The sequence below is a fragment of the Archangium sp. genome (genome assembly GCF_057119385.1).
Genome location: NZ_DBNGVP010000234.1, coordinates 1 through 24,860, shown reverse-complemented (window position 1 = coordinate 24,860; position 24,860 = coordinate 1). Strand labels below are relative to the sequence as shown.

Here is a 24,860-nt window from a genome sequence, read left to right as displayed (position 1 = left end):
GATGTGCTGTAGCAGAGGAAGCGTGCGACCTGCGAACGGATGGAGTGGGTGGGTGATGACCACCGAATCTCGCGACCATTGCGACAATGCGGGGGTGCGTCGATGGAGGCTTGTCGAAGTCCCCGAGGAAGCTGCGCTGTGACCGAGGCTTCTTCGCGTCCTCTTGCAGCAGCCTCACCATGTCGCGCTCGAAGGCCAGCCCCCGGGCAAACCACCCGCGCAGCCGCTCATAGCCTTCCCATTTCAGGGGGCCCTTGCTGGCCTTGCCCTGCTCCACCTCCCTGCATCGCTCGTGGTAGTACTCCACGTACTCGCGCCAGCGCGGGTTGCCCCGGGCCTCGGGCGGCGGGGCGTCGAGGGCGGGGCGGTGTTTCTCCAGCACGCTCACGTCCTTGGACAGGCGCGGGCCCGGGGCCTCGAGCTCCGCCGCAGCCAGCTTCGCCTCCACCACCTCGCGCGTGTGGCCCACCCCCTCATCCACCAGCGAGGCCAGGGTGCCCTGGCGCTCCGCGCCTCCCGTCTTCCTGGAGGAGGGACGTGCGGCGTCGTCCGCCGCGCCAGCGGCCCCAGGCCTGGCCCTGGACAGCAGGGGCCGGGCCCTGGCCACATTCCCCCGTGCTTCGTACAGCGCCAGCGCGGCGTCCGCCCCTCCCTCGGCCACGAAGCGCCCTGCCTCACGGCTGGCCCGGATGTACCCCGCCAGGTCGCGCAGGCCCTGCAGGTTCATCACCCCGTGCAGCTGCCGCGCCGTCTCCTTCAGGGCACGCAGCCGCGCTCTCACAGCGTCCACCCCGGTGCTCAGGCGCACGCGTACGCCCGCGGCGCCTTCCTCCGTGGCGAGGTAGCGCACTCCCCTGTACCCCCCGACGAGGGCCAGCACCAGCGCCGGCGCCACCTCGCGCGTGCCCTGCTCCCACTCTCCCCGCCCCAGCAACCCCACCCCATGCAGGGAGTTGGCGACAAAGTGGTAGCCCCCCAGCGGCACACCAAAGGTGAGGTCGTCAAAAGCTCTCAGCGCCATGTCGCCCGCCGAGGCGTGCTCCACCAGCTCCCTCCGGGCCCTGGCGAGCGCCTCCTGGTACTCCGGCGGCAGTTGCTCGCGTATGGGGAAGAAGGCGAGCTCGCTGCCCCCGTCGCTCACGGGAGTGCTGGAGAGCGCGTCGGCGCTGAATCGGAGAATGCCCCGGCCCACGTCTGTGAATTCGGCGTCCCTGTCCACACGGGCCGTGGGTTTCAGCCCCCGCTTCTCCAACGCCACCGGGAAGGCCGGCAGCAGCGCGAGGGTCTCCTCCAGCCGCTTGTCCCGGGCCAGCAGGAAGAGCATCTCCCTCAAGTCATTGTCATAAGCCGAGTCGGCGATGAAGACGGCGAGCACCTGTGCGTTGAGGCGCCCATAGGCCTCGGGGGCCTTCACCAGCAGGGACGTGCGCTTGTCGTTGAACAGGCGGGCGACGTCCTCACGCGGTGGGCCCAGGGCGCCGAGGCGCACCGCCCCCCAGTCGTCCAGTGCCTCCAGCAGCCGCGGCATGTCCACGCGCTGCTGCAGGGCGAGCACTTCCCCGGGCGAGGTACACGTGAGGAAGGGCGCCAGCAGCTCCTCGGGGCTGGAGGAGAAGTCGGGCCACCCCTCGGGCACGGCCTGTCCTCCGCACGAGGGCGGCTCCCTCGTGGGAGGCCCCGAGCTCGCCAGGGCGGCGTCCGGGCCCAGCCCTCGGGCGCCGCGCACCTCAAGTTCGAGCGTTTCGAGCGTACTGTCCCCCGCCTCTCCCAACATGGACAGAGCGAGGGGGCCCTCCGCGGTGCTGCCACCCTGTCGCGGCTCCAGCGTGACGCAGCCGGTGGAGAGCAGCACTGCCCCCAGCAGCAGCAGCACCCGCGGTGCGGAAGTCATCGGCGCCTCCAACGGCTGGCTCCAATGCTGACAGAAATCCTATCAGCTCCGGAGAGACGAGACAGCGCGGGCGGAACTACGGCTCCGGCTGCGGCTGGGGCTCCGGCTCCGGCCGCTGCTGGCGCGCCCTCCGGTACTCCTCGTACCCCTTCGACCACGTGCCTCCGAATACCTTGTCCAGGTACGCGAAGAAGCCCGCGTAGTTGCCGAAGAACCTCCGGTGGTGGAAGTCGTGGTACGCCGGCCCCTTGTAGAACGGAATCAGCAGCGCCGGGTTCCACGGCACGTCGTACCCCGAGTGCCCGTCCGCCGCCTCCAACTGCCGGAACACAATCCACGCCCACAGCGTCACCACGTGCGCCCCCACCAGCGACGGCCCCACCAGCACCAGCGTCGAGGTCAGCATGAACTCGACCGCGTGCATGTAATTGCCCGTCAGCGCATACGGCGTCGTGATGCGGTGGTGCACCGAGTGCACGTGCTTGTAGAGCCACCGCGTGTGCAGCGTCCGGTGCATCCAGTAGTACAGGAGGTCGTCCAGCACGATGAAGAAGGCGATCTGCCCCACCATCACGTACCAGGCTGGCAGCTCGCCCGCGTGAATCCCCGACAGCCGCAACACCGGCCACGCCACCCCCACCCCCAGGAAGGACACCAGGCTGTTGACGGCCAACCGTTGCAACGACGGCCCGAACCACCGCGTCACCGGGATGTCCCGCCCCTGCACCCGGTACTTCTTCAGTGACTCCGGGTTCTTGTACGCCACCCACGTCCACGGCAGCGCGAACACCAGGAACGCCCCGATGCTCAACAGCGTGGAGCAGATGGCGATGAGGAAGAACCGCTCCTCCTGGTACATCGCCAGAATGCCCTCCAGACTCGTGATGGAGCCGTCCATACCGCCTCCCGCGGTGATGCGCACGGGAAGCGGGTACGCCGGACCTGCCGTGAAGCCTCCCTGTCAAGGGCCAGCTTAGCGGGTACCCGGCGCAGCGGCGAGTGGGGCGCTCAGAGGTACTTGCCGAACAGCACCGTCACCCGCTCCGACAGCCGCTTGAACAGGCCCCGCCTCCTCCACGAGTCCCAGCGGATCTCCACCGAGTGCCGCATGTCCTCCTCGAAGTCCCGCGCCAGCTGCGCCGCCAGGTCCGCGTCGTCCACCACCAGCGAGCCCTCCTCCGCGCTCAGCGCCAGCGGATCCAGGTTCGTCGAGCCCACCATCGACAGCCGGTCATCCACCAGCACCGACTTCGAGTGCATCATCGACACCTCGTACTCCCAGATGCGCACCCCGTTCTCCAACAGCCGCGCATACGTGGCGCGCTGGCCCTCGTGCACCGGAGCAATGTCGTGGTGCCGCCCCGGCGTCAGCACCCGCACGTCCACCCCCGCCTTCGCCTTCGCGATGAGCATGTCCTGGATGGCCCCCGTCGGGATGAAGTACGAGTTGGAAATCCACAGCCGCTTCCTCGCCGAGGCAATCGCCAGCAGCGTCATCCGCTCGGCGTTCGTCAGCACCGGCGCTCCCGTGTGCGTCACGAAGCCCGCGCGCGCCCCGCCCGGCGTGGGCATCGGCTCCGGAAAGGCCTCGGCCGGCAGCATCCCGCCTCCCGCCTCCTGCCAGTTCTGCGCGAACGCCAGCTGGAGGCCTCGCGCCGCCGGGCCCTGCACCCAGATGTTCGCGTCGCGCCACTCGTCCGGCTTGCGCCCCTCGCCAATCCAGCTCTTCCAGATGCCCCAGCCCCCCGTCATCCCGGAGATGCCGTCGCGCACCACCAGCTTGCGGTGCAGCCGCGACTGGAAGCGCTTCAGGTTCAACGTGGCGATGGTCCCCTGCAGCGGCCGGAAGATGCGCACCTCGCACCCGGCCGCCACCAGCTCCGGCCCCACGTTCTCCTCGAAGCGGATGCTCCCCAACGGGTCCACCAGCACGCGGCAGGCCACTCCCGGGTGCCGCTCGCGCAGCGCCTGGATGATGCGGTCCGACGGGTACCCCGGCCGCCAGATGTAGAGCAGGATGTGGATGCTGGAGCGCGCCGCGCGAATCTCCTCCACCAGCCGGTCGAAGACGTGGCCGTTGTGGACGAGCTCCACCTGATTGCCCGGCTCCAGCTCCACGCCCACCGTCTGGTACCACGCGAGCGACATGCCCTCCGGCGTCTCCGGCACGGTGTCGCGGATGCGCAGGGCGAGGCGGTGATTCGGCAGGGGACAGCCCGCCAGTCCCACGGCGAGCAGCAACATCAACCAAGGCGTCTTCTTCACGCGCGCAAGCTAGTCACGCCCCGCGCGGCTGCCTCCGGGGGCCCGCGCTCCGTCCACCCGTCGACAGCACGGCCTCCCCTCTGTCCGCTGGGACGCGCCCCTCCCGGTGCACGGGTGGACGAAACGCGACACCCGCCCCATCCCTCCCCGCGACACGGGCCCGCCGCCGCGCCCCCGCTGCCCGGCTCCCGGGCCGGGGCCGCCACCTCGCTCGCCCTCCTTGGAGACCATGCGACTGCCTGCTTCCCTGCCCTCCTGTCTGGCCTCCCTCTCGCTGCTCGGGGCCGTGCTCGCACCGTCCGCCGCCTCCGCCCGGCCCCTGCCCTCCGGGCACGAGCCGCCGCTGAGCGCGCGGGCCCGGGGCATCCCCGCCGCGCTCTCGCTGCTGCCCGTCCAGAACGTCGAGTGCCCCGCCACCCCCGTCCAGCTGGAGCCCCGCGAGGCCGCTCGCGACGCGGAGCAGACTCCGCCGCCCGAGAAGACGGAGCGGACGTCTCCCCACCTCACGGCCGACACTCCCGTCAAACCCGGCGCCTGGGTGACGTACGGAGCGGTCTCGCTCGTGCCGCTCGGGGGCGTGTACGGCGCGAGCCGCCTCGGCGGAGAGCGGCTGTGGGTGACGGCCGCGGAGATGGCCGCCGGCACCCTCGTGGGCTCGGTGCCCGGAGGGCTGCTGTTCCTCCAGTCCGCCGAGGCCGGTGGACGCTGGGCCGAGCTGGACGTGGCGGCGTTCGGCGCGGGCCTGGTGCTCACGCCGCCCCTCGCCGCGCTCGGCACCTGGGGCCTGGGCGAGCTGGCCTTCGACGGCAGCCAGAACCGGGGCCACGCCTTCCTCGGAGCCCTCGGCGGCGCCGCCGCGGGCACGCTGCTCGGCGTGGTGGTGCACGGCCTGCTCGAGGAGGTCGTCGGCAACCGCGGCGCGCTCGGGTGGTTCCGCAAGTCCATCGCCCTGGGCTTCATCGGCTCGGGTGCCACCGTGGGCTACCAGTGGGCAGGCGGCGGGCCGCGCGCCCGTCCCCGGTGAGTCCCCACCCGCGGGCCCCCGGCCTTGCTAGGCTCCGGGGCCATGAAACGACTCCTCCCGCTGCTCTCCGCGTGTCTGCTGCTCGCCCTCTCCGCCTGTGACGACGGCGCCGTTCCGGACTCGGGAGACCCGGCGAAGGTGACCTTCGCCTCCGAGCTGGGCGTGGACCTCGCCGCCATGAACCGCGGCGAGTCCGGCCTCTACACCCAGGACCTGGCCGTGGGCACCGGCACCGTCGAGCCCTCCGCCGGCCGCTACCTCGAGGTGCACTACACCGGCTGGCTCCCCAACGGCACCCGGTTCGACACCAGCCGCGACAGCAACCAGCCCCTCGCGTTCACGTTCGGCCGCGACCGCCTCATCGCGGGCTTCGAGGAGGGCCTGCTCGGCATGAAGACCGGGGGCAAGCGCCGGCTCGTCATCCCCTCCACCCTCGGCTACGGCGCCTATGGCAGCCCCCCCGCCATCCCGCCCCACTCGGTGCTCATCTTCGACGTGGAGCTGCTCGTCGTCCGCTGAGCCGCGCCCCATGACCGACTTCATCGAGGTGCACGACGGCGTCCTTCCGCCCCGGCTGTGCCAGGACCTCCTCCAGCTCTTCGAGAAGAGCCCCCACGTGCAGCGCGGCCGCACCGGGGGCGGCGTGGACCTCACCAAGAAGGACAGCTTCGATCTCAACCTCACCCAGCACGCGGACTACCAGCCCGTGCTGCGCCAGCTGCTCGACGCGGCCTTCCCTCCGCTCAAGAGCTACCTGCGCAAGTACCTCTACAGCCTCATCGGCGCCGTCTCGCTGTCCACGAAGCACCCGAAGACGGGCCAGGTGACGACGCTCACGCGGGAGAACTTCGCCGAGCTGGGAGACCCCGTCTTCGACCAGCTCGTCGGCTTCCTCTACCGCTACGGCGACCTCACCGTGCAGAAGTACCTCAAGGGCTCCGGCGGCTATCCGCACTGGCACTCGGAGGTGTACCCCAAGGACGCCAGCTGCGAGCCCCTGCACCGCGTGCTCGCCTTCCAGTTCTACCTCAACGACGTGGACCAGGGCGGCGAGACCGAGTTCTTCTACCAGGAGAAGAAGTTCCAATCGAAGGCGGGCCGCATGCTCATCTTCCCCGCCGGCTTCACCCACACCCACCGGGGCAACGTGCCCGAGTCCCACGACAAATACATCATCACCTCGTGGGTGCTCTTCCACCGCGCCGAGTCGCTCTACGGCGGCGCGCCCCGGAAGTGAGCCCGGAAGTGAGTCCCCTCACTTCGCCTTCCACGCGGCGCGCAGGGTGAAGCCCTTGGGGTCCACGCCGAGCAGCCGCACCTGGGGCTCCTCGGCGCCCCCGGCGCGCAGGCCCGCGAGCACCAGCCCCACGGTGAAGTGGCGCAGCACGTCGTCCGTCTCGTTGAACCACAGCTCCATCTCCGTGGGGGACACGTCGCTGACGCGGACCTCGGAGTAGTTGTTGCCGGTGCGGAAGTTCTTCTGCGCCCGCTGCAGCGTGCGGCGCGGCCCCAGCACCTGGAGCATGGAGAACATCGCCCGGCCAATCATCGAGTCCTGGTAGCCGTCGATCATCCGCTCGCCCATGCTGCGCCAGGCCACCTCGGGGCGCGGCTCGCCGGGGAAGGCGGCGCGGGCGCCCAGGTCGATGCAGCGGGACCAGACGGTGGTGGGGTAGGCGGGCAGCAGCGGCTTGTCCAGATCCACTCCCGCCGCGCGCAGCTGCGCCTTGAGCCCGGCGGGCACACCGTCCGGGAACGAGCGGGAGAAGAGTCCCTGGACGGTGTGGTTGAAGACGAGGGGGGTCTCCGGCATGGGGCGCACCCTAGCGCGGAGACCCCCGGAGGGGGAGGGCCCGGACTACGGCGACCCCACGTCCGACACCGGAGGCGCGGACGGCGGAGCCGCCCCGGCCGGAGCGGAGCCCGGCGCGTCGTCCCAGAGCGGCGGCGGCTCGGCGCGCATGAACTCCAGGTAGTCCTCCAGCGCCTGGTCCTGCAGCGGGTGCTGGGTGTTCACGTAGCAGCGCGAGCGCGTCTCGAGGAACTTCTGGTTCCACGGGACGTGGGGCTCGAAGGCGGCGAGCGCCTCGGCGCACCGCTTCCCGGACTCGAGCAGGGTGCCGAGCACCAACCGGGTGCTCAACCGCAGGCTCTCCCCCACGTTGTTGAGGAAGGGCTTCTCCAGCGCCACCCACATCCGCTGTCCCAGCGCCGCATCCTTCTCGGCGAGCTCCATGCCCACGGACAGCGCGTCCTGGAAGACGACGCGGTTGTGCCAGGGCGTCTGGTGCAGCAGGGCGAAGGCGCGCTCGAGCGACTGGGCCGCATCCGCCAGGCGCCCCTGCTGGAGCCGCAACCGCGCCAGCAGCGCCTCGGCATCGAAGGGCTTCATGCCGCGCAGCTGCTCGAGGAGCGGCTGGAGCGCCACCTCGTCCCCGGTGACCGCCAGCAGCGAGCCCACGGCGGTGAGCTCCGAGGGCCCCCGGGGCTGCCACCCGCCCTCGCGCCACAGCCGCAGCGCCTGGCGGGCGTTGTTGTCCTTGAGCGCCTCGTTGAAGGCCTGGCGCCGCTTGAGCGCGGCCTCGTCCAGGCCGGCCCCCGTCCCGACGACGGGAGCGTCCCCGCCCATCATCCGCAGCTCCTCCACCCGCTGCCAGTCCGCCGTGCCGCGCTGCACCTCGGGCCGCTCCGCCTTGCGCTCCCAGGCCGCGCGCCGCAACTGCGAGTGGGAGAAGCCCGACTCCCTGTGCCCCACGCTGCGGGCGAAGGCGAACTCCACGTACGAGAGGTCATCCGTGTTGACGAGCGCCTCCTGGCCCTCGGCCAGCGCGCGGGACACCGCGGGCCCGGCGATGAAGTGCGACAGCACGCCCTCCAGCTCGTTCGTCCCCCACACCCAGGGCAGCGCCCGGCGGTAGGGCTCCTGCGACACGCGCGCCCGCATCCGCTCCAGGTCGTGGCGCAGCGGCATCTCCGTGGCCATGAGGATGAGATCTCCTCCCTGCGTGCGCCACGTCTCCACCGAGCCGAACTCGCTGGCGAGCGTGGCGTAGACGCTGCGCACCGTGCGCGAGTCCACCTCGTACGTCTGCAGCCACTGCAGGAAGATGCCCCCGGGGGCCAGCCGCCGCTTCACCGCCTGGTAGAACTCGCGCGAGAAGAGGCTGGAGATGCCGGCCCGGTAGGGATTGGAGGGCTCGGAGAAGATGATGTCGTAGGAGTCCTTGGAGGCCAGCAACACCTCGCGGGCGTCGTCCAGGTGCACCTTCACCTTGGGGTTGTCGAGCACCTTCTCGTTGACGGGATCGCACTGGCGGGCGAAGCGGAGGATGGCGGGCTCGATTTCCACCGCGTCCACGCGCTCCATCTCCGGCACGGAGCCGAGCCAGCCGGCGGTGCTGCCGGTGCCCAGGCCCACCACCAGCGAGCGGCGGGGGTGGGGGTGGGCCAGCGCGCCGAGCAGGCCGCCCATCACCTGGGTGCCCGCGTCGCCGATGCTGTTGCCGTCCGACTTGCCGTTGACCATGAAGGACAGGCCGTAGGCGCCCATGACGCCCACGCTGCTCTCCACGCCGTCCGTCTCCCACAGCAACCAGTGCCGCGTGCCGGAGGCCCAATCCTTCAGGCCGTTGTGGGACGTGAACTCCACCGTGGCGCGGCCGGCGCCGATGGCGCTGTGGCGCCAGACGGCGGTGGGCCCCGTGGCGGTGAGCAGCAGGGTGGCCACCGCGGCCGAGGCCAGGGGCGGCACCAGGCGCGCGGGGGACGGCGTCTCCTGGCGCAGCGACAGCACCACCGCGACGAGCCCCAGGCCCACCAGCACCGCGCCCACCAGCCGCCACACCCCGGGGGCCGACAGCAGCGGCAGCAGGCCGAAGCCTCCCGCCAGCGAGCCCACGATGGAGCCCACGGTGTTCCACGCATAGGCCTGGCCCACCTGGCGGCCCACGTCGTCACCGCCGCGGCCCAGCAGCGCCAGCAGCAGGGGGAACTGCACGCCGGAGACGAAGGCGGCCGGCAGCACCACCAGCACGGCGATGACGGCCCAGCTCAGCACCAGCCCGCTGAAGCCGAAGACGGACAGCGGCCGCACCACGGCGGCGAGCACCGCCACCCGGTCCCCCAGCGCCAGGGGCACGGCGAGCAGCACCGCCTCCAGGAGGCACGTGAGCGCGAAGCCGTGCAGGGTGGCCGGGCGCTGCTGGCCCCACGCCGCGTACGCCGCGCCGCCCAGGCCGATGCCCGCCAGCGCCACCACCAGGATGAGGCCGAAGGTGAAGGTGGAGCCACCCAGCAGCGGCCCCAGCATGCGGTACCACACCATCTCCATGAGGAAGAAGGCGAAGCCCACCAGCGCCGCGGCGCCCAGCACGAAGCGGCGCGGCGGCAGGGCGGTGGCCGGCGAGGACGCCTGGGCGTCAGCGGAGGCCGTGGACACCTCGTGGCCGGGCAGTGACCGGTCCACCGTGCGGGCCACCAGCGCCACGAGCACGTTGACGAGGGCCGCCAGCCACAGGGTGCTGCGGGTGCCGAACACCTCGAAGAGGAGGAAGGTGGAGGCCGCCGCGCCCGCCACCGCGCCCAGCGTGTTGACGCCGTAGAGGACCGCGACGGCCCGGCGCCGCACGTCCTCCGCCGTCTCGGCCGCGCGCGCCACCGCCGGCAGCGTGCCGCCCATGAGCAGCGTGGGCACCGCCAGCACCAGCGCGGAGAGCACCAGCCGCACCACCGAGCCGAGCCCCAGCCCCATCGTCACCGAGCCGCCCAGGCCCGTGTAGACGGTGCGCGCCAGCATCACCAGCAGGGGCGTCAGCGCCGCGCTCAGGGAGATGAGCAGCTCCAGGTTGGCGTAGAAGGCCAGCGGGCGCTTCTCTTTGTCCACCCTGCCGCCCAGCAGCGCCCCGCCCAGGCCCAGCCCGCCCATGAAGATGGCCAGCACCGCGGCCGACGCCGCCGTCGAGGCCCCGAAGATGAGGCGCAACTCGCGCTGCCATGCCGTCTGATACACCAGGGAGCAGAAGCCCGAGCCGAACAGCAGGGGGGCAATCTTCCAGACACGTGCGTTCATCATTCCTCTGCCAGTCGCGGCGGACGGGGACCCGAAGGGCGGGATTGAACCAGTGCCCTCCCGCCGAGGCCAGTTCCACGTGCGAAACCGCTCCCATACCGGGCGTGCATCCAGCCCTCACCCCCTGCGGGAATGACTTGCATGACCCATGAGGTGGGGCGCGGTTGACGCGACGCGTTGGCGCGGGGCGCCGTACATGCCTCGCATGGGGAGACGAACCGTCGCTTATGCCCGCCCGGAGGGGGACCTTGTTGAAGGCGAGGGCGAGCCGTTAAGGGAGCGCCCCCCCTTCCCCGATACGACTTTCCCTTCATGAAACAGTACGAGAAGAAGCTCGACGCGAACGGCCGCCCCTACCTGGAGACGCACCTGGAGGGGCTGATGCTCACCCGCCTGCCCCTGCTCAACAAGGGCACCTCCTTCAGCCTCGAGGAGCGGCGCGAGTTCGGATTGATGGGCCTGCTGCCCACGCACGTCTCCTCGCTGGACGAGCAGCTCGAGCGCTCCTACGCCAACTTCCGCTCCTTCCGCTCGGACCTGGACAAGCACGTCTTCCTGCGCGCGCTGCAGGACCGCAGCGAGGTGCTCTTCTACGCGCTGCTCCACCGGCACATCGAGGAGATGATGCCCATCATCTACACCCCCGTGGTGGCGCAGGCGGTGGAGCAGTTCAGCCGCATCTACCGCTACCCGCGCGGGCTGGTGGTGAGCCCGGAGAACATCGGCGAAATCGATTCGCTGCTGGCGCACACGCCCTTCCCGGACGTGCAATTGATTGTCGCCACGGACAACGAGGGGATTCTCGGCATTGGAGACCAGGGCTTCGGCGGCCTGGCCATCTGCATCGGCAAGCTGTCCCTGTACACGGCCGCGGCGGGAATCGACCCGGCGGTGACGCTGCCGGTGGAGCTGGACGTGGGCACGAACCGCAAGGAGCTGTTGGATGATCCGCTCTACCTGGGCGTGAAGCGCCCGCGCATGGAGGGCAAGGAGTACGACGACTTCATCCACGCCTTCGTGACGGCGCTCAAGAAGCGCTTCCCCCACGTGCTGGTGCAGTGGGAGGACTTCAGCAAGCAGAAGGCCTTCGACGTGCTGGAGCGCTACCGGGACGTGCTGCCCTCGCTCAACGACGACATCCAAGGCACGGGCGCGGTGGTGCTGGCGGGCCTGCTGTCGGCCACGCGGCGCGGCCAGACGACGCTCGGCCAGCAGGTGTACCTGGTGCACGGCGCGGGCGCCGGGGGCGTGGGCGTGGCGCGGCAGATCGTCCGCGGCCTGGAGCGCGAGGGCCTGAGCACGCAGCAGGCGCGCGAGCGCATCTACCTGATTGATTCCAAGGGCCTCATCCTGAAGGACCGCAAGGGGCTGGAGCCGTACAAGCTGGAGTTCGCGCACGAGCCCTCGCGCGTGGCGGGGTGGAAGCTTCAGGGAGGCATTCCGAGCCTGCTGGAGACGGCGCGGGAGGCGAAGGTGACGGTGCTGCTGGGGCTGAGCGGGCAGCGGTCGGCGTTCGGCGAGGACGTGGTGAAGGCGGTGGCGGCGAACACGCCGTACCCGGTGGTGTTCGCGCTGAGCAACCCGACGGCGAACAGCGAGGCGGTGCCGGCGGACATCTACAAGTGGACGCAGGGCAAGGCGCTGGTGGCCACGGGCAGCCCCTTCGAGGACGTGGAGTGGGACGGGGCGCCGCACCCGGTGGGCCAGGGCAACAACGCCTTCATCTTCCCGGGACTGGGGCTGGGCGTGCTGCTGACGCGGGCGAAGCGGGTGACGGACGGGATGCTGACGGCGGCGTCGCTGGCGCTGGCGGACTACACGGACGGGGCGCGGCTGGCGCAGGGCGCGCTGTACCCGCGCATGGACCGGTTGCGCGCGGCGAGCCGGCAGGTGGCCATCGCCGTCATGCGGCAGGCGGTGAAGGAGGAGGTGGCCCAGCGCAAGCTGCCCGAGGACCTCGAGGGCCTGCTCGAGGCGGAGATGTGGCGGCCCGAGTTCCTCCCGCTGCGGCGCGCGCCGGGCAAGTAGCGCGCCCCGGGTGAATGCCGCGCCTATGCTCCGCGCGGCATCCGCACGGTGAAGGAGGTGACGCCCCCGGCCGAGCCCACCTCCACCCGGCCGCCGTGGCCCATCGCCACCTGGTGCACGATGAAGAGCCCCAGCCCCAGGCTGCCCGCGGGGCGGAACGCCGACAGGCCCCGGCGGAACGGCTCGAAGAGCACCGGCAGCAGCTCGGAGGGAATCGGCTCGCCCTCGTTGGACACCGCCAGCTCCACCTCTCCCTCCAACTCCCGCGCCCGCACGGACACCAGCGACCCTGGCCGCGAGTGCCTCAGCGCGTTGGACAACAGGTTGGAGAGCACCTGGCGCATGCGCTCGCCGTCCCACCAGCCCTCGCAGCGCGCGTCTCCCTCCAGGAGGATGCGCCGGTCCGGGTGCGTCACCGAGAACTCGTCGATGACCTCCTGGCACAGCAGGACGAGATCATTGTGCGCGCGCTCCAGCGGCAGGCCGCCGCCCAGCCGCCCGCGCGTGAAGTCCAGCAGATCCGACACCATGCGCCCCATGGTGTCCGCGCTGTTCGCGATGCGCCCGGCCGTGCGCAGCACCGTCTCCGGGGCCGGCCGCTCCAGGCGCTGCAGCGTGCGCGCCCCCAGGGAGATGGAGGCCAGGGGGTTGCGCAAGTCATGGCTCACCACGCCCAGGTACTGCTGCTCCAGCTCGGAGCGCTGCCGGGCCTCGTCCTTGGCCCGCCGCTCCTCCTCGTAGAGCCGGGCGCGCTCCAACGCCTGGGCGCACAGCCCGCAGAGCGACTCCAGGTGGGCCTTCTCCTGCGCGCTGAAGCGGCGCAGCGAGGCGAAGCTCAGCCCCAGCACGCCCACCACCCGCTCCCCCACCTTCAACGGCGTGCTCAACCAGGTGCGGCTGCGGCTGCCCCGCACGGAGGGGGCGAACTCGGGCCACTCCCACGCCAGGGACCCGGTGGCCTGCACGGCCTGGGTCCGCCCCTCGAGCACGGCCACGGTGGAAGGCGTGCGGATTTGCAGCGGGAAGAGGCCGAACTCGTGCAGGAGGGTGTGGGGATAGCCGAAGTAGCTGGAGATGCGCAGCCGCTCGCCCTCCACCAGGCTGAGCACGCCCGCGTAGGCGCCCAGGGACTTCAGCCCATGAGACACCAGGGCCTCGCCCACCTGCTGGGGGGTGAGCGCATGCGCGAAGGCGGCCGTGGTGGACTGGAGCTCCGCGGCGCGCTGCTCGTTCAGCTTGCGCTCGGTGATGTCCAGGTAGGTGCCCGACAGCCGCGTGGCCCGCCCGTCCGCGCCGAAGAGGACCCGGCCCCGCGAGGCGATCCACCGCAACACCCCGTCCTGCGCGCCCACCGTCCGGTACTCCGCCGAGAACGAGCCCCCGGCCTCCCCGGCCAGCGCGCGACGGACGCCCGCCGCCACCCACGCCCGGTCCTCCGGGTGGGTCGCCGCCCGCCACACCTCCAGGTCCACCGGGGCCTCCGGCGGCAGCCCGAACAGCTCCTTGGCGCGCGCGTCCCAGTGGTGCTGCCCGGTGGCCAGCTCGTAGCTCCACGCGCCCAGCCCGGCCGAGTCGAGCGCCAGCCGCAGCCGGGTCTCGCTCTGCCCCAGCTCCGCCATGAGGTGATTGAGCCGGCGCTCGGCCTCCCGGCGCTCGGAGAGGTCCACCACCATCGACACGCCGCGGTGGGGCTCGCCGTCGAAGGCGGCCGAGCCCAGCATCACGTCCACCCGCGAGCCGTCCTTGCGCACGTATTGCTTCTCGTACAGCCCGCTGAAGCCCTGGGCCCGCAGCTTCTCGATGGACCACGCGTCCGGCACCGCCCACTCCGGCGGCGTCATCTTCCGCCAGTCGATGAGGCCCCGCTCCAGGTCCTCGCGCGTGTAGCCCACCATGGCCAGGAAGAGGTCATTGGCCTCGAGGACGGAGCCGTCCAGGTCCCAATAGAGGATGCCCACCAGGCCGGACTCGGTGAGCCGGCGAGCGCGGGCCCGCGAGCGCTCCAGCTCGCGTTGCAGCCGGGCCTTGTCGGCCTGGGCCTCCTCGCGCTCGCGCTGGCGGGCCTGCTCCGCGCGGCGCATGCGGATGAGGGCCCACGTCTGCGCCACCAGGTGGCGCGAATCGATGGGCTGGGGGATGTAGCCGTCCGCGCCGTCCTCGAAGAGCCGCTCCTCCAGCTCCGCGTCCTGCAGCAGGGCGGAGATGTAGAGCACGGGGATGGCGGAGGTGGCGGGGTCCTCCTTGAGGCGGCGGCACACCTCGAAGCCGCTCATGTCCGGCAGGCACACGTCCAGCACCACCACGTCGGGGCCGGACAGGGCCGCGGCCAGGGCCATCTTGCCGCTCACCGCCTCCACCACCTCCATGCCCGCCAGGCGCAGCGTCTGGGCGAGGAGGTAGCGCTTGGCCTCCGTGTCGTCGACCACCAGCACCCGTCCGTCCAGCCGGGGAGGTGAGGCCCGCTTGTCCTGGGTCCCCCGTCTCGCGGAAGGGGCGGAGTGGCTGCTGCTCGTCACGATGAAGGGCTCCCTACTCGCCTGGGGGGGACAGGCGCCACCGGACAGATTACCGCCTTGCCCCCTCCCTCCCGCCGCTCCGTCCCACCCTGGAACCCAACAGTTGTCCGCCACCGTACGCGTCCCCTGCCCGGCCCGGCCCCTCGCCCTCCAGGGGAGCGAGCGTCAGCGGAATCCTTTACCCGGGGTGAGCGGAAGGGCCACCGGAGGTGTCCTCATCCAGGCCGGGGCGAAGGGTCCGCCAGCACGCCTCAGACGAGGTGGACGGCCTCGGCATGGAGGTGACGGACCTTCTGCTCCGCCAGCAGGCGGTAGAGCCGCTGGGTGACGATCATCCTCGGGAGGGGATGGAAGAGCCCTCCCCGCCTGCCGAACTTCTGCCGGGTGAACACCCAGTCCAGGTTCCCCACGCTGTCGCGCGAGACATACACGGCCGAGAGCAACCGGAGTCCGAGAACGTGGCCCTCGGGACAGCGACTCGGGTCGGGCTCCGGGTAGAGATAGCTCCCTCCTGCGTGGGTGGGAGGTACGACCTCGGCCGTGGCCGAGGGAAGGACGAGCTGGTGATGGTCCAGGGTCGGCCTGCCACCCCTGCTCACGATGGGACGCAGCTCGTAGCCGGTGATGCGGTGCTGGCGGAGCACCTCGGCGAGCCGGGAGGTGATGACGTACTCGCCTCCCATGGTGATGGAGAGCTCGCGGCTCTTGGGGATGCGGCGCAACTCCAGGTGCAGCGCGTTGGCCTGCCGGGCCCCGGAGCCGCAATGGGGACAGGCAGCGGATTCGTCATAGCGAGTGCCACACTCCGCGCCCGTGGGCCGGAAGAAGGGCCAGAACCCCACCATGACGTACTCGGCGGCCCGCAGCTCTCGCGGCGTGTAGTGGCGCTCCACGTCACACATGCTGAAGAGCGTGGTGCCCCGGGCGCGGTACTCCCACTCGATGGCCCGCAGCTGCTCCACCAGCGGATTGTCTACATCCAGCAGCAGGCGGCGCACGTGCCCCAGCGGCAACGTCTCCCCCACGCCTGGAGGCACATGGCGCCTGGCCTCTTCCTCCGGCATCCTGAGCTCGAGAATCTCTCTCATGGTTGGAAGTGAATGCCCGGCAGAGGATAGCGGGAATACACCCTCCGCATGATCTCCTGCAGATCCGCGAGCTCCGGCAGGAGGCCTTGCCCATATCTGGCTTCTTGCCGGAAGGCGTTGGTGATGAGCTGGTGGTAGGCGGGGTCCAGGTCCACGGTGGGGCCGTCCTCGGCACCACCCAGGTACTTGGGGTGGACATGGTGCTTCTGCTTCGGCTTGCCGTGGAGGTGGGGGAAGCGCTTCCTCGCCTCCGCCATGCCCTGGTCGAAGAGCGAGCGCGCCAGCTTCGGGTCCAGGAAGCCCCGGGCCGTGGGATTGGCCGCGGCGGGCTTCTGCGGAGCCGGTGTCTGGGCCGCGGGCGGCTTCGCCGCGGAGGAGGAGGGCGACGCGGGGGCCGCCGCAGGGGGAGGCTCGGCCTTCGGAGCCGGAAGTGGCTTGTTGGGCGCGGGCGGCTTCGCGGGACGCGGAAAGCGGAACCGGGGGCCCAGGGCCAGGACCTGCGGCTCCCCACTCCCCGTGCTCTCGTACGAGGAAGGAGCAGGAGTCCCCGCACACGCCAGGAGGAGGACCCACCCCAGCAGGAACCCGTACCCCGAATGTCGTCTCATGAGGCCGGGACGCTAGCATTCGCATCGCGCCCACCACGCAAGAACACCCCGAGAGTCCCCGACCAGGCCGGGGCGAAGCGTCCGCCAGCACGCCTCAGACGAGGTGGACGACCTCGGCATGGAGGTGACGGACCTTCTGCTCCGCCAGCAGGCGGTAGAGCCGCTGGGTGACGATCATCCTCGGGAGGGGATGGAAGAGCCCTCCCCGCATGCCGAACTTCTGCCGGGTGAACACCCAGTCCAGTTCCCCCACGCTGTCGCGCGAGACATACAGGGGGGAGAGCAACCGGTGACCCAGGACATGACCCTCGGGGCAGCGGCTCGAGTCGGGCTCCGGGTAGAGATAGCTCCCTCCTGCGTGGGTGGGAGGTACGACCTCGGCCGTGGCCGAGGGAAGGACAAGCTGGTGATGGTCCAGGGTCGGCCTGCCACCCCTGCTCACGATGGGATGCAGCTCGTAGCCAGTGATGCGGTGCTGGCGAAGCACCTCGGCGAGCCGGGAGGTGATGACGTACTCCCCTCCCATGGTGATGGAGAGGTCACGGCTCTTGGGGATGCGGCGCAACTCCAGGTGCAGCTCGTTGACCTGCCGGGCCCCGGAGCCACAATGGGGACAGGCAGCGGATTCATCGTAGCGGGTGCCACACTCCGCGCCCGTGGGCTGGAAGAAGGGCCAGAACCCCACCATGACGTACTCGGCGGCCCGCAGCTCTCGCTGCGTGTAGTGACGCTCCACGACACACATGCTGAAGAGCGTGGTGCCCCGGGCGCGGTACTCCCATTCGATGGCCCGCAGCTGCTCCACCAGCGGATTGCTCACCTCCAGCAGCAGGCGGCGCACGTGCCCCAGCGTCTCACCCACGCCTGGAGGCACGTAGAGCGCGGCGTTCTCCTCCGATGTCCTGAGTTCGAGTATTTCTCTCATGGTTGCAAGTGGATGCCCGGTAGAGGGTAGCGGGAATAGACCTGTCGCATGATGTCCTGTTGCTCCGCCGCAGATGGAAGCTCCCCCTGGCCGTACCTGTACTCTTTGCGGAAGGCATTGGTGATGAGCTGGTGGTAGGCGGGGTCCAGGTCCACCGTCGGGCCGTCCTCGGCACCACCCAGGTACTTGGGGTGGACGTGGTGCTTCCGGGTGAGCTGCCCTGGATTGAGCGATGACCGTTACCCTGGCTGACGGGAGGAGTCCCCCTTCGTCTCCTCGTCCAGGCCCGGCAGCTCCAGCTGTTTCCGGGCCCCGCGGCGCCGCCAGCCGGCACGTCCCGAGGGCCGGCGCGGAGGCCCGTGCGTGGGCAGCAGCTCGGGGACGTCCTTCCACCCTTCCTCGACGAGCGCCTCGAAGGAAGCGCCCGTGGGGGTGGCGGACACCACGGACTCGAGCCGCCGCGCCTGCCGGTCCAACTCGCGGATGGCCTGGAGCCGCTCGTCGTTGCCGAGCTTCGCCGCGTCCACCGCCGAGCGCAGCACGCGCAGCGTCTCGTCGTAGACATCCAGCCGCACCGGGAAGGGCTGCCGGTCCTTGCCACCCTGGGCGAAGGCGAAGCGCGCGGGATCCGTGAAGCGCGAGGGCGAGCCATGGAGGACCTCGGCCACGCTGGCCAGCGCGGCCACGGTGCGCGCGCCCACGCCGGGGGTGAGGAGCAGCTCAGCGAAGTCGCGAGGGCCCTGCTCGGCCGCGGCGGCCAGCGTGCCGTGGAGCCGGCGCAGCACCACGTCGTCGCGTGTCACCTCCTCGTGCACGGGCATCTGGAGGTGGGGCAGTGGCGGAGTGAAGGGCACGGGCTCGGGGGCGGACTGGGGACGCAGCTTGCGCAGGGCGCCCAGCACCACGTCAGGCCCCTGGGAGACGAGCTCCACCTGCGCGGCCCGGGCCCGCGAGGCGCGCCTGTCCGTGAGGTTGAGGATGACGCCCTGGTTGGGCCCCTCGATGGCGGCGTGGGGCGAGTCCACGAAGCTGCCCAGGCCCTCGGAGAGCCAGTGGTAGCGCCGGGCCTGGCGGGCCTCGGCGTTCATCCCCTGCTGCACCACGGCCCACGCGTTGTCGTCCGAGAGGATGAGGCTGTGGGCATACAGCTCGAAGCCGTCCTGCACGGCGGCGCTGTCCACCTTGGCCGCGAGGCGGCTGGCGCGGATCAGCGCGTCGGCGTCGATGCCCACGCGATCGCCGATGATGCGCAGCTCGTCGGGGGTGCGGCGCGCCTGGAGCCCCTTGCCGCCGACGACGTAGAGGCCGAGCTGACGGCCGCCGGGGGTGAGGCCGCGCTTGAGGGCGCCGAGCACGGTGGTGGTGACGCCCGAGGAGTGCCAGTCCATGCCCATGACGGCGCCGAGGGACTGGAACCAGAAGGGGTGGGCGAGCCGGCGAAGCACCTCGTGGCGGCCGTAGTGGAGCACGAGCGCCTCGACGAGGACGCGGCTCATGCGCGCCATGCGCTCGGCGAGCCAGTCCGGCACGCGGCCCGAGTGGAGGGGAAGGTCTGCACTGCCCGTACGGTCCATGATGACTCCGGAGGTAACCTCCTGGAGTCAACCTCTGACCTCGGGTCCTTCTTCACGGTGGGGCCCGCGGAGACAAGGGCCCGGCCGCTCCACGGGCGGGCGGACCGCGCCCATTTCCCCTCGCCCTCCGGGAGAGGGACGGGGTGAGGGTGCCACGCCTCCCGGGTTGAACCCCCTGTGCCCACTCCGCTGTCCCGAGGTAGGCATGGACACACCTTGGCACCACAAGTGGGGGAACTCAGGCGCCAGACGCCAGATGCCACCGAATCTGGCATCGGGTACAGACAGCGGCGCCATGCTCGTCGTTCACCCCCACTTCCACCGGCGCCGCACCGGCGTCACCGCGCACACCGAGCGCATCGTCACCGAGCTGGCGCGGTTGATGGAGACGCGGGCCGTAGGGGGAAACCTGGAGGAGGACGTGCCGCGCATCGCCTGGGGCGAGCTGTGGCGGCGCATCCGCCAGGAGCCGGTGGTGTGGCACGCGCACCGGAACAACGAGCTGCTGGCCGGGCTGCTGCTGCGGTGGGTGGGCCGGGAGGTGCGGCTCGTCTACACGCGCCACGGAGGCAAGCCGCCGGGCCGCTTCACGCGCTTCCTCACCCGCTTCGCCGAGCAGCTCGTCACGCTCAACGCCCAGAGCGCGGGGTGGATGGGGAGGCCCTCGCAGCTGGTGCCGCACGGCGTGGACCTGGAGCGCTTCACCCCGCCCGCGGACCGGGAGGCGGCGTGGAAGGCACTGGGGCTCGGTGGCCGGCGGGGAATCGGCGTGGTGGGCCGCATCCGCCCCAGCAAGGGCCAGGGAGACTTCGTCGAGGCCCTCACGCCCCTCCTGCCCGAGCTCCCCGCGTCCGAGTGGACCCCAGTGCTCGTGGGGCTGGCCAAGGGGCGAGACCGCGCGTGGGCCGAGCACCTGCGTGCCCAGACGAGCGGACGCCTGGTGCTGGCCGGGGAGCAGCGCCCGGTGGTGCCCTGGTACCAGGGCCTGAGCGTGCTGGTGAACCCGACGCACTTCGAGTCCTTCTCCATGGTGATGCTGGAGGCGATGGCGTGCGGCTGTTGCACGGTGATGAGCCGGCTGCCGCACGTGCCTTCCTTCATCGAGCACGGCCGCACCGGCTTCCTCTTCGAGCCGGGCAACGTGGCCGAACTGCGCGAGCTGCTGCGCCAGCTGCTGCACGAGCCGGAGCGGGCGAGGCAGGTGGGGCTCCACGCCGCCGAGGAGGCCCGGGCGCGCTTCGGCGTGGCGAACGAGGCCCGGGCGCTCGCGCGGGTGTACCAGTCAGCACTGGGCCGCTGAGCGCCCCGAGACGGAAGCACCGGGACTCGATGAGGCTGGCCTCGCGCGGGCCCGGTACGCCACCTCGTTCATCGAGCGCCGGTACTCGCGGCTCGCCGAGGCGAACAGCCCGTCCTGGTCCCCCACGCACCGGTGCCAGTTAACGGGTGACGGGAAGAGCCCCACCCCGTCCCTCGCCCGGTGGGGGAGGGAGTGCGCGCCTACTTCTTCGAGCGCGAGGAGCTGGAGCGGCTGCGCGAGCTGGATCGGCCGCGCGAGCCGGACGAGCGGGAGCGCGAGCCGGACGAGCCGCTCGACTTGCGCCGGGACTTCGCGGCGGTGGTGCGGCTGCGGGACTTGGCTCCGGAGCTGCGGGTGCCGCGGGCCGGCTTCGCCCGGCGCGACGAGCTCTTCGCGGACGTCTTCTTCGCGGAGGTCTTCTTCGCCGAGCGCTTCGAGGCGCCCTTCGTCTCACCGGACTTGCCGCGCTGCTTGTTGACGACGCGGGCGGCGAGCTCCTCGGCCCGGCCCTCGCTGGCGCCCCGCTTGCGCGCGGACTGTTTGATTTTAGCGTACTGCCGCTGACGCTTCGGACTCTTCACTCCACGCGGTGGCATCCGGTCCTCCTCCTGAATGTCGGCTGACTCGCACGCCCAAGTTGGTGAACATCCCGCGTTCGCCAACCCCTTGCGCCCACTGGACGTCCAGCGCCGGACAGCTCAGGCCGCGGATTGACTGGAGGAGGACGGCCCGGCGTCCACGGAGCGCTCGGCCACGGGCAGGGTGATGAAGAAGCGGGTGCCGCGGCCCGGCTCGCTCTCCACGCGAATCTCTCCGCCGAGCGCGGTGATGATGCGGTGGCACACCGACAGCCCCAACCCCGTGCCCACGCCCACGGACTTGGTGGTGAAGAAGGGCTCGAAGATGCGCCGCAGGTTCTCGGCGGGGATGCCGGCGCCGGTGTCACCCACCGCCACGGTGACACGGTCCGGAGCGGAGAGCCGGGCCTCCACGCGAATCTCGTTCTCCCGCACCCGGCCCGGGGGAATCGCGTGCGCCGCGTTGATGATGAGGTTGAGGAACACCTGGCCCAGGCGCGCCGCGTTGGCGTGCACGGGCGGCACCGCGCCACAGTCCTCCACCAGGCGGGCCCTGTCCCTCACCTCGTGCCGGGCCATCTTGGCCGAGCCGCGCACCACCTCCGCCAGGTCCACCGGGCCGAGCACCACGTCATCCGGCCGCGACAGCGACTTGAGGTCCTGCACGATGAGGCGCACGCGCTCGGCGCCCTCGCAGGCCTCGGCGAGCGCGGAGATCATCTCCTCGCGGGCCTCCGAGGAGGGAGCGCCGGACAGCTCCGTCAGCTCCTGGTGGACGTAGCGCAGGTTGCCGAGGATGAAGGCGAGCGGGTTGTTGATTTCATGGCCCACGCCCGCGGCGAGCCGGCCCACGGCGGCGAGCCGGTCCGCGAAGAGCAGCTGCTCCTGGGCGGACTGGAGCTGCTGGAGGCTGTCCTGGAGACGGACGTTGGCGTCGGCGAGCTCGGCGGTGCGCAGACGCACCGTGTCCTCGAGCAGGGCGTGGTAGCGGCGGGCCTCGCGCTCGGAAGCCTCGGCCTCGGCGCGGATGAGCCGCTGCTTCTCCTCGAGCAGCTGACGCAGCTCGCGCGCCATCCGGTCGAAGGCGCGCGTGAGCCGGCCCAGCTCGTCCTGGCCCACCCGGGGAAGTTGGATGTCGAAGTCCCCCCGCCCGATGCGCTCGGCCACGCCCATGAGCCCCTGGAGCGAGCGCTGCAGCGGGGTGAGGATGGCGAAGGCGAGCGCCAGCACGAGCACGATGCAGATGACGGGGAAGACGAGCGCCAGTTGCTGGGTGAGCTGGACGTTCTCGTCCCAGCGGCGCCGCAGCTCGTCCATCTCGGCCAGCTCGGCCTGCTGCAGGGCCTGGAGGCGCTGGCCCACGGTCTGCTCGAACTGGGAGTACAGCAACCACTCCAGCGTGGAGCCCACCGAGCTGCCCTCGGGGAGGGCACGCACCCGCGCCGCGGCCCACTCCGACCATTGCCGGATGGCGTCGCGGAGCGCCTGCTGCTCCTGCCGCTCGGCCTCCTCGGACCTGTCGCCCAGCCAGCGCTCCTCGCGCGACAGGCTGTCCCCGAGCAGCACCAGCTCCTCATCCACCTCGAGCATCAACTCGCGCTGGGCGAGCGCGGTGCTGCCCTCCACCCGCCGCCTCTGGGCGAGCATGTTCAGGTAGGGCCAGGCCAGCGCGTGCAACCGCACATAGGCGTCGCGCTGCTCCTGGATGGCGGTGAGCTGCTCGCGGATGTACTGGCCCTTCTGGGCTCCGACGTAGAGGTGGACGCCCATGAGGCAGACGAGCCCGACCGCCAACAAGGCGAACAGGAACACCTTGGCGCGAATCGTCATCGCCGGGCCTCGTGCCGAACCACCACCCGTGCATGCTCGCACGACGGCCCACACGACGCGAAGAGGGGAAATCCCAGGTCCCTCGGCAGCCCGGCGGCGGGGACCTCCAGTATCCTCCCTCTCCCCTGTCCCACGGGACAGGGCCCCGCCATCTGCAAGGCCCCCCTACCTGCTTCGAGAGCGTCCCCGTCCTCCTCGCGCCTGCCCGCCTGCCCCGCTTCTCACGGGGAGGCCCGGGTCATCTTCGCCTGCAGGCGCTTGTAGAGCTCCAGGACGAGCCGCAACTCCTGCTCGGTGCGCTGCTCGATGGCGGCGTAGTCGCGGCTCTCGTAGCTCTCCCAGACGCCCTTGCTGGAGCCCTTGCGCTCCTGCAATCCCAGACGTCCGGCCATCTCGCGGGTCGTCTTCGGATAGAGGAGGGTCTCCTTGGGGAAGAGGAAGCTGGCCGCGTTGGCGAGGTCGATGGGGCGGGACTTGAAGAAGACCTCGAACAGCTCGGCCGGGCTGGCGATCTCGTTGAAGACGGAGCGGCAGTAGAGCGCCGGAAGGTCGAACTTGGCGATGCCCGCGCCGCACACGACGAGGTCCGTGGCCGGCTTGCCCATCACCCGGACCTTCTCCTCGCGCTGGCGGCGCCACTCCTCCTCGAAGCGGGCCTTGATGGCCGAGAGCAGCGCGGCCTCGGACTCGAAGTTCCAGAGCCAGAGTCCCTGCACCTCGGGCGCGTCGGGGATGGGGTCCTCGAAGCGCTTGCTGAAGAAGCATCCACCCAGCAGCAGGTGACCCGGGCGCGCGGGGTTGACGGTGAGCGAGCTGAGACTCGCGTTGCGGTCATCGGGAGGGGCGTAGGCCTCCAGGTCGAAGAACAACATGGGGAGGAGGCTACCACTCCGCGTGCGGGTGCCGCCGTGTGCCGGATGACACTCGCCCCGGCGGGGTTCCTGACATGGACACTCACCCTGTCGGGCATGCGTCACCCGCTGGGGAGGGGCGGCCGGAGGGGCGGGAAAAGTGCTTGGATGGAGCGGCGAGGAACCGCATTCCCAGGAGGCATCCCCTGCCCTCTCCCAAGCAGACACTGTGCGCCGCGCTGGCGGCCGGGTGCTTCTTCACCCCCACCGTGGCCGAGGCCCGCTTCGGCAAATCAGGAGGCTCGTCCTCGTCCGGCGGCTCGCGCTCGTCGGGCTCCAGTTCGTCCTCGTCCGGCGGCTCGCGCTCCTCGGGCTCCGGCTATTCCGGGTGGAACTCCCGCGAGCACGGCAGCAGCAGCGTCAGTGGGGGCAAGTCCCGGGTCCACGACGCCACGCCGGTGGGCCAGGGTGGAGACGATTCGCCGGACTCCGGCGGCAACGATGGAGGGGGCCAGGGCCCACGTCCCCGAGGGCCCATCCTCACGCCGGGCATGGCGTGGATCTCCATGTCGGGGGCGTACGTTCCGTACTACCGACGGTACCGTCCGCGACCGGTGACCCAGGAGCCGGAGGAGGAGAACCATCCGGTGATGGTGCGGATGGGAGTGGACGCGAACGCCCTGAAGGAAGGCGGAGCGGTGGGCTTCAACCTGGGCATCGAGGAGCGGCACTGGGGCGTGGCCACGCACATCACGGCGCTGACGCTGAACACGGATGACGGCTCGGAGGGAAAGGACCACATCCACCTGGCGGACGTGGCCCTGACGTTCTCCCCGATCGCGAGCGAGAACGGGCGGCTGAGGTGGGAGGCGGGCGTGGCGATGGCGCGAGCGCCGGACATCACCTTCATCGGCCCGAGCCTGGCGCTGTCGTTCGAGCGGTGCCTGTTCGGCCCGTTCGACGTGGAAGGCCGGCTGCAGTGGGTGCCGCTGCCGCACCTGCAACTGGATGGACAGGCGGCACTGGCGATGCACCTGGGCACGCTGACGCTGAGGGCGGGCTGGCGCGGACTGCTGCTGGATGACCGGGGCCACCTGGATGGGGTGGTGCACCGGGACAAGCTGGGCGGCCCATTCGCGGGCATCGGCCTGCACTTCTGAAACAGCAGCCACCTCCCGGGCGCGCTCTTCACGAACTTGGTCGGGTAGACCGGGGAGTTACCTCCCCGGCCCCCCACGGATCCGGACGTGCGGAATTCCCGCATCCGGCTCTTCGGCTCATGGACTCACTGCGAGCGGAAGCCCATCTCGCACC

Annotated in this window: 19 protein-coding genes; 7 read left to right on the top strand and 12 right to left on the bottom strand. The window is 71.1% G+C overall.

What is annotated here, in order from left to right:
- The 3 genes from AC16DP_RS51520 to AC16DP_RS51510 form a co-directional block, all read right to left on the bottom strand.
- Positions 1 to 1,891, bottom strand: a 1,891-nt coding sequence (locus AC16DP_RS51520) for a hypothetical protein (RefSeq protein ID WP_483957129.1), incomplete at its 3' end; no start/stop codon positions are given.
- Between the two features lie 76 nt (positions 1,892 to 1,967).
- The gene (locus tag AC16DP_RS51515; protein ID WP_329726555.1) at positions 1,968 to 2,789 is read right to left on the bottom strand and encodes a sterol desaturase family protein; all 822 of its coding nucleotides are present in this window, start codon (positions 2,787 to 2,789) and stop codon (positions 1,968 to 1,970) included.
- A 110-nt stretch (positions 2,790 to 2,899) separates the two neighbouring features.
- Positions 2,900 to 4,156, bottom strand: coding sequence for a phospholipase D-like domain-containing protein (locus tag AC16DP_RS51510; RefSeq protein ID WP_329726554.1), 1,257 nt, complete (start codon positions 4,154 to 4,156; stop codon positions 2,900 to 2,902).
- Positions 4,157 to 4,385: 229 nt separating this feature from the next.
- On the opposite strand from AC16DP_RS51510, the gene AC16DP_RS51505 reads away from it, so the two are divergent.
- Genes AC16DP_RS51505 through AC16DP_RS51495 form a run of 3 tightly spaced genes read left to right on the top strand, consistent with a single transcriptional unit; the run spans position 4,386 to position 6,417 of the window.
- Positions 4,386 to 5,180: a hypothetical protein gene (locus AC16DP_RS51505; RefSeq protein WP_329726553.1), complete on the top strand. Its 795-nt coding sequence runs from the start codon at positions 4,386 to 4,388 to the stop codon at positions 5,178 to 5,180.
- 42 nt (positions 5,181 to 5,222) lie between these two features.
- A complete protein-coding gene (locus tag AC16DP_RS51500; RefSeq protein ID WP_329726552.1) occupies positions 5,223 to 5,699 on the top strand; it encodes an FKBP-type peptidyl-prolyl cis-trans isomerase in 477 nt (158 codons plus the stop codon).
- Positions 5,700 to 5,709: 10 nt separating this feature from the next.
- The gene (locus AC16DP_RS51495) at positions 5,710 to 6,417 is read left to right on the top strand and encodes a 2OG-Fe(II) oxygenase (RefSeq protein ID WP_329726551.1); all 708 of its coding nucleotides are present in this window, start codon (positions 5,710 to 5,712) and stop codon (positions 6,415 to 6,417) included.
- Between the two features lie 18 nt (positions 6,418 to 6,435).
- Here the strand turns inward: AC16DP_RS51495 and AC16DP_RS51490 are convergent, their stop codons facing one another.
- Together AC16DP_RS51490 and AC16DP_RS51485 are read right to left on the bottom strand one after the other, a co-directional pair.
- The gene (locus tag AC16DP_RS51490) at positions 6,436 to 6,993 is read right to left on the bottom strand and encodes a DUF2378 family protein (protein WP_329726550.1); all 558 of its coding nucleotides are present in this window, start codon (positions 6,991 to 6,993) and stop codon (positions 6,436 to 6,438) included.
- A gap of 45 nt (positions 6,994 to 7,038) precedes the next feature.
- Positions 7,039 to 10,251, bottom strand: coding sequence for a fused MFS/spermidine synthase (locus AC16DP_RS51485; RefSeq protein ID WP_329726549.1), 3,213 nt, complete (start codon positions 10,249 to 10,251; stop codon positions 7,039 to 7,041).
- Between the two features lie 309 nt (positions 10,252 to 10,560).
- Here AC16DP_RS51485 and AC16DP_RS51480 point away from each other — a divergent pair, with 309 nt between their 5' ends.
- Positions 10,561 to 12,276 (top strand): NAD-dependent malic enzyme, encoded by a 1,716-nt coding sequence (locus AC16DP_RS51480; protein WP_329726548.1) that lies wholly within the window; start codon positions 10,561 to 10,563, stop codon positions 12,274 to 12,276.
- Between the two features lie 23 nt (positions 12,277 to 12,299).
- Here AC16DP_RS51480 and AC16DP_RS51475 read toward each other — a convergent pair whose 3' ends face one another.
- The 5 genes from AC16DP_RS51475 to AC16DP_RS51455 form a co-directional block, all read right to left on the bottom strand.
- Complete coding sequence (locus AC16DP_RS51475; protein WP_329726547.1) at positions 12,300 to 14,792, bottom strand: PAS domain S-box protein; 2,493 nt, start codon at positions 14,790 to 14,792, stop codon at positions 12,300 to 12,302.
- Between the two features lie 251 nt (positions 14,793 to 15,043).
- Positions 15,044 to 15,856, bottom strand: coding sequence for a hypothetical protein (locus AC16DP_RS51470; protein WP_329726546.1), 813 nt, complete (start codon positions 15,854 to 15,856; stop codon positions 15,044 to 15,046).
- Between the two features lie 20 nt (positions 15,857 to 15,876).
- On the bottom strand, positions 15,877 to 16,488 hold the full coding sequence (locus AC16DP_RS51465) for a hypothetical protein (protein WP_329726545.1): 612 nt from the start codon (positions 16,486 to 16,488) through the stop codon (positions 15,877 to 15,879).
- Positions 16,489 to 16,582: 94 nt separating this feature from the next.
- On the bottom strand, positions 16,583 to 17,362 hold the full coding sequence (locus tag AC16DP_RS51460) for a hypothetical protein (protein WP_329726544.1): 780 nt from the start codon (positions 17,360 to 17,362) through the stop codon (positions 16,583 to 16,585).
- 290 nt (positions 17,363 to 17,652) lie between these two features.
- Positions 17,653 to 18,987, bottom strand: coding sequence for a DUF763 domain-containing protein (locus tag AC16DP_RS51455; RefSeq protein ID WP_329726543.1), 1,335 nt, complete (start codon positions 18,985 to 18,987; stop codon positions 17,653 to 17,655).
- Positions 18,988 to 19,282: 295 nt separating this feature from the next.
- On the opposite strand from AC16DP_RS51455, the gene AC16DP_RS51450 reads away from it, so the two are divergent.
- Both AC16DP_RS51450 and AC16DP_RS51445 read left to right on the top strand, forming a co-directional pair.
- Complete coding sequence (locus AC16DP_RS51450) at positions 19,283 to 20,287, top strand: glycosyltransferase family 4 protein (RefSeq protein ID WP_329726542.1); 1,005 nt, start codon at positions 19,283 to 19,285, stop codon at positions 20,285 to 20,287.
- Between the two features lie 192 nt (positions 20,288 to 20,479).
- Positions 20,480 to 20,851, top strand: coding sequence for a hypothetical protein (locus AC16DP_RS51445; protein ID WP_329726541.1), 372 nt, complete (start codon positions 20,480 to 20,482; stop codon positions 20,849 to 20,851).
- Between the two features lie 134 nt (positions 20,852 to 20,985).
- On the opposite strand, the gene AC16DP_RS51440 is transcribed toward AC16DP_RS51445, so the two are convergent.
- Positions 20,986 to 22,695, bottom strand: a complete 1,710-nt coding sequence (locus tag AC16DP_RS51440) for a sensor histidine kinase (RefSeq protein ID WP_329726540.1) — start codon at positions 22,693 to 22,695, stop codon at positions 20,986 to 20,988.
- A 221-nt stretch (positions 22,696 to 22,916) separates the two neighbouring features.
- The gene (locus AC16DP_RS51435) at positions 22,917 to 23,567 is read right to left on the bottom strand and encodes a hypothetical protein (RefSeq protein ID WP_329726539.1); all 651 of its coding nucleotides are present in this window, start codon (positions 23,565 to 23,567) and stop codon (positions 22,917 to 22,919) included.
- A gap of 143 nt (positions 23,568 to 23,710) precedes the next feature.
- On the opposite strand from AC16DP_RS51435, the gene AC16DP_RS51430 reads away from it, so the two are divergent.
- Positions 23,711 to 24,706, top strand: a complete 996-nt coding sequence (locus AC16DP_RS51430; protein WP_329726538.1) for a porin family protein — start codon at positions 23,711 to 23,713, stop codon at positions 24,704 to 24,706.
- Positions 24,707 to 24,860 lie beyond the last annotated feature (154 nt).